Genomic DNA, 5108 nt, shown 5'->3' on the forward strand with positions numbered 1-5108 from the left:
GAAAAGAGTTCCTGCTGGAATCGGAATTAGTTAGGGAGTTCATCGAATCTTGACAAGATTAAATCTCTTATCGCCCTCGATATGTCCTTGTTCTTCAAAACCACAGCTTCGTCGTACCACCTTCTCTCTTTTAAGCTACCTTCTGAAGGCATTATTATCGCCTCTTCGCAGTCCCTAACGTACATTCTCGCGGAAGATTTGAATTCCGAGCAGATAGCTACCTTGTTTAATGTCTCTACTATATCTCTCGGAAGCTCGCTGAGGGGGGCGAGCAGATAGATTTTCACTCCTCTTTCACTTGCTTCGAATATCTCGGGCTTGTACTCGTAAACTATCCTAATAGATTCGTTGCTTGTGGCGGCAATGGCGAGCTCTTCATCGCTTTTGTTTATGAACTCTTTAATCGTGCTTATCAACACTCTTCTTCCAGTCACTTCGTAGGAGATCGTGTTCGATACGTTTCCCTTCACGCCTATCGACCTTACAATGTTAAGAAATTCCTCCCTCAATTTGAACAAATTATACAACCTTTTTTCAACATCCCTTATGAGCATCGAAGTAGCAACTTCCGGAGATACGGCATAGTATCTCCTCGGCTTTTGCGCGGAAACGTAGATTAGCCCTTTTTCACTCAAATTTTCCAGGATGTCGTAGATTCTCTGTCTGGTCAATCCGACTTCTTTGGCTAACTCGCTTACTGAAGCTCCCGATCTCTTCAGTAGGAGCAGATATATCTCAGCCTCCGTCTTACTCAAACCCAGATCTTCCAGAATGTTTGTCAACCGTGACTTATATTCCTGCATTACAATGTATTGAAATTCAAAGCATTACTTAAACCTTTCCACCAGCCCCCATTTAAATTAAATGTTGGTTATGGAAACTCCCAAGCTAAATCTGTAAAATTGAAAATTTGACACAGTTTTATCTACATTAAACATTACGGTAGTTTTTAGGTGGTAGGATGGGAGAGTTTATAGAAAAGAAGGACTACTTTGGAGTAAAGTATCCGATACCGAGAGATTTGAGGGCTTTCATTGAAATACTTGATAAGGAGGGAGAGTTGAAGAGAATAAAAGCGGAAGTTGACTGGAATCTTGAGCTGTCGCACATAGCAAAGCTGAATGAAGAAAGGGGTGGTCCGGCTTTACTCTTCGAGAATATAAAGGACTACAAGCCGGGAGAGAAGAGGGGGAGTAAGGTATTCACTTCAGCGTTCACAACTCCAAAAAGGGTTGCGATAGCTCTGGGAATGGATAGAAGCGCCGGGGTCGTTGATATAGCGAGAGAATGGATGACGAGAGTTACGAAGGGAGGGAAAATTCCTCCGAAGAAGGTTAGCGATGGTCCGGTTATGGAGAATGTAGTTGAGGGGGACAAAATCAATTTGCTCGATTTTCCAGTGCCGCAGTTTTACCCCCAAGACGGAGGGAGGTACTTCGGCACAGCTGTCTACCTATTAACCCGAGATCCGGAGAAGGGGAAAGAATGGGTGAATCTTGGCACCTACAGAATGATGGTTCTCGACGAGAAAAGCCTTGGAGTTCAAATTTTGAAGGGAAAAGATGCTGATGTTATGATGCAGAAATACAGAGAGATGGGAGAAAAAGAGATGCCGGCTGCAGCCGTAATAGGTGGAACTCCTCTCGGCTTCCTAACGGGAAGCACCCTCGTTGAATACGGAACGAGCGAGTATGAGATAATCGGAGCACTGCAGGGTGAGCCTATAGAGGTTATCGAAAGCGACTTAACTGGCTTACCTATTGATGCAAGAGCTGAGATAGTTGTGGAAGGATTTATCCCTGTTGATGAAAAAGAGTGGAAACCTGAGGGACCTTTTGGAGAATACACGGGCTATTACTCGGGGAAAGCCAAGGAGGAATTTCCGAAGCCTTGGCTTAGAGTAGAGAGAATAATGCACAGAAACGATCCAATATTCTGGGCAACCACAGTCGGAAGACCGGTAACGGATACGCACATGATTCAGTCAATAAACAGAACTGCCGAGCTTTGGACGCAGCTTGAGCAAGTCGGAGTTCCGGGAATTCAGTCAGTATACATACTACCCGAAAGCGGGGGAAGGTTCTGGGCGATAATCTCGATAAAGCAGATGTACCCCGGACACGGAAGGCACGCTGGATTAGCAGCTTTCGCCACGGTCGTTGGAAACTACGGAATGAAGGGTGTTATAGTTGTGGATGAGGATATCAGAGCTGATGACTTGCCGAGGGTTTGGTGGGCGTTGTCTATGAGGTACAACCCAATTGAAGATACGGAGATAATAAAGAAGGGTAGATCAACACCGCTCGACCCTTCTTTGCCGATATACAAGGACTGGTACGACAGAAGGCTGCTCGTTTCGAGGATTTTGATAGATGCGACGACGCCATACGAGTGGGAGAGGAAGCCGCAGGTTATCGAACTCGATAAAGAAACCGTGGAGAAGCTGAAGCAGAGGTGGGAGGAGCTCGGCTTCGACTGGAAGCCAGAGTAACTTTCTTTTCCTTTTTGGAGGTGGTACTTTTTGGTTAAGTGGATCGGCTTTGATTACGGGCAGTGTTTGATGGATTCTTCGAACAGAAAGGTAGAGTATTGGATGGCGGCGGTTTTCATAGATGAGGAAAAAGAAAGACCGGGGATAATAGAAGAGAAGGTGAAACTTTACAAGGAGTTGATCGAAAAGTACGGAGATTTTAGAAGGCTCCACGAAAAAGGAAGGCATGAAGTTGAGGAAAAAGTTCTTGAAAACAATCCGTGTTTGATGAAGAGGTATTACGAGGTTGAGATCAAATTGTTAAAGCCAGCCGACGGGGTTGAAGACGCTTTGCGTTATCTCAAGTCAAAAAAATACGTCCTCGACGTAGTCTCCGACATGAGCGCCGTGAATGTTATAATTAACTTCCTGAACACCTACAACTTAAGATACTTCTTCTCCAACATCTACTCTCCAGTTGGTGTTGTTAGAGAGAGTGGAGAAATTGATGAGAGCTTTAAGGGAGTCTCCAAAGAGGACGGAAGCATTTACGAAAAGTTGAGGGAAGATTTAGAAAAAAGAGGAATTGAAGTTTCCGAGGCTGTGATGGTCGGAGATCATCCCGTAAAGGATGTTGAAATGGCTAAGAAGTACGGATTCATAACCGTGCACTACGCAAGGAAGGGAAACCCCTCTGATAAAGCTGACTACGTAATCAAGCATTTTTCAGAGCTTAAGGAGATATTTTAGGGTGTCGAAAATGCCGGATGCGGGAGAAAAGGTGGAGGTGAAGTTTCCGGAAAGAATGAATCTGGCGGAGTGGGTTGTTGACAGAAATGCGGAGAGATACGGAGAGAAGATTGCTGTGATTTGCGTCGGGAGTAAGGAAATGGGAATAGACGAAGGAAAGGTGAGTTTTAACGAGTTGAAGGCTTTGACGAACAAAACCGCCAACGCACTTGCTTATGAAGGGATGAGTTTCGACGATAGAGTTTTAATAGTCCTTCCAGACTCGATTGAATTTTACCTGTCCTTTTACGGAGCCATAAAGCTCGGAGCGATTCCGATACCCGTTAACACTTACCTTTTTGAGGAGGATTACGCTTATTATTTCGAAGATTCTCGGGCGAAATACGCGTTTATTTTCAGCAAGTTTGAAGAGGCTTTGAAAGCGGCTGAAAAATCTAAGTTTTTGAAGGCTGTTTTCGATGAGGAAGATCTGAAGAGGATGATTAAAAATCAACCGGAAAACTTCGAACCTCTGAAGCTCAGCAAAGATTCGATGGCGTTTTGGCTTTACAGCTCTGGAACGACCGGAAAACCGAAGGGGGTTGTTCATTTACAGCACGATCCAATCTTTGTTTGCGAAAGTTATCACAGAAGGGTTTTGGGAATATCGAGCGAAGACATCTGTTATTCCGTTAGCAAGCTCTTCTTCGCCTACGGACTCGGAAGTTGTGGTTACGGAAGCCTGTACTTCGGAGCAACAGCGGTGGTGGATCCGGAAAGACCCAATCCGGAAAGAGCAGTTGAAATCTTGGAAAAATACGGAGTGACGGTTCTGTTCACCGTGCCATCTTTTTACGCGAGGCTTGCGGAGATCGAGAGGGAGGTAAAACATAAACTGAGAATTGCCGTAAGTGGTGGAGAACCTTTGCCCGAGGCGGTGTGGTACAAATTCAAAGAGAAATTCGGAGTTGAGATAGTGGAGCATATAGGATCTACTGAGGCTTTGTACGCTTTCATTGGGCATTATCCGGGAAAAGTTAAGCCCGGCTACACCGGAGTCGTTATGCCCGGGTGGGAAGTCAAGCTCGTTGATGAAGAGGGGAACGAAATAGTCAAAGATGGCGTTCCGGGAAAGCTTTTAATTAAGGGCGATTCGGTGGCTGCTTTTTACTGGGAAAAACACGACAAAACGAAGAAGACCTTTCTTGGAGAATGGTACGACACGGGAGATACCTTCGTCAGAGAGGGTAAATTTTACAGATATTATGGAAGAGCCGACGACTTAATAAAAACGAGAGGGCTCTGGGTTTCTCCGGTTAAAGTCGAGAACGCTTTACTAAAGCATCCGGCGATAGAGGAATGCGCTGTCGTGCAGGGATTTAACGAGAAGAAGCTTGAGGTTGTTGCAGCCTACGTGGTTCTCAGGAAAGGATACGACAAAAATGTCGTGAAGGATGTAAAGGACTTTTTGAGGAAGCAGGGATTGAAAGGTTTCGAAATTCCAGAAAAATGGGTTTTCGTTAAAGAGCTACCGAGAACTGCCACGGGAAAAATTCAAAAATACAAGTTGAGGATGAAGGAGTTTGAGGAGGCGTTTGGGAAATGAGGATCGTTGTAGCTTTAACCGGAGCATCCGGGCAGATTTACGGAATAAGACTCCTCGAATACTTGAATAAAACGGATGTGGAAACGCATCTCATAATTTCTCCTGCTGCTAAGGAGAACATAGAGATAGAGACGGAATACAGTGTAGATTACGTTGAAGGATTGGCAGATTTCTGCTACGACTACATGGATTTCACGGCTCCGATCGCAAGTGGAAGTTTCAAGCACGACGGCATGATCGTAATTCCTTGTTCGATCAAAACTGCTTCAGCTATAGCGAACAGCTTCAGTTACAACTTGATAA

Annotated in this window: 5 protein-coding genes; 4 read left to right on the plus strand and 1 reads right to left on the minus strand. The window is 44.9% G+C overall.

Annotated elements, in window-relative coordinates:
• Positions 1–26: 26 nt before the first annotated feature.
• Positions 27–803 (minus strand): TrmB family transcriptional regulator, encoded by a 777-nt coding sequence (locus F7C14_RS05155; protein WP_290900528.1) that lies wholly within the window; start codon positions 801–803, stop codon positions 27–29.
• A 158-nt stretch (positions 804–961) separates the two neighbouring features.
• Here F7C14_RS05155 and ppcB point away from each other — a divergent pair, with 158 nt between their 5' ends.
• The 4 genes from ppcB to F7C14_RS05175 all read left to right on the plus strand — a co-directional run.
• Positions 962–2491 (plus strand): phenylphosphate carboxylase subunit beta, encoded by a 1530-nt coding sequence (ppcB, locus tag F7C14_RS05160; RefSeq protein WP_290900531.1) that lies wholly within the window; start codon positions 962–964, stop codon positions 2489–2491.
• Positions 2492–2521: 30 nt separating this feature from the next.
• Complete coding sequence (locus tag F7C14_RS05165) at positions 2522–3220, plus strand: HAD family hydrolase (RefSeq protein ID WP_290900533.1); 699 nt, start codon at positions 2522–2524, stop codon at positions 3218–3220.
• Positions 3221–3230: 10 nt separating this feature from the next.
• A complete protein-coding gene (locus F7C14_RS05170) occupies positions 3231–4805 on the plus strand; it encodes a benzoate-CoA ligase family protein (protein WP_290900535.1) in 1575 nt (524 codons plus the stop codon).
• Positions 4802–5108 (plus strand): UbiX family flavin prenyltransferase (locus F7C14_RS05175; RefSeq protein WP_290900537.1); only part of this gene is annotated, 307 nt, incomplete at its 3' end. The genes F7C14_RS05170 and F7C14_RS05175, both read left to right, overlap by 4 nt.

This window comes from Ferroglobus sp., from assembly GCF_015521575.1.
In the GTDB taxonomy this organism is placed as follows: Archaea; Halobacteriota; Archaeoglobi; order Archaeoglobales; family Archaeoglobaceae; genus Ferroglobus.

Excerpts from the sequence above, each read along its gene's own strand:
- F7C14_RS05155 (WP_290900528.1), bottom strand. The coding sequence starts at position 803 with ATGCAGGAATATAAGTCACGGTTGACAAACATTCTGGAAGATCTGGGT.
- ppcB (WP_290900531.1), top strand. The coding sequence starts at position 962 with ATGGGAGAGTTTATAGAAAAGAAGGACTACTTTGGAGTAAAGTATCCG.
- F7C14_RS05170 (WP_290900535.1), top strand. The coding sequence starts at position 3,231 with ATGCCGGATGCGGGAGAAAAGGTGGAGGTGAAGTTTCCGGAAAGAATG.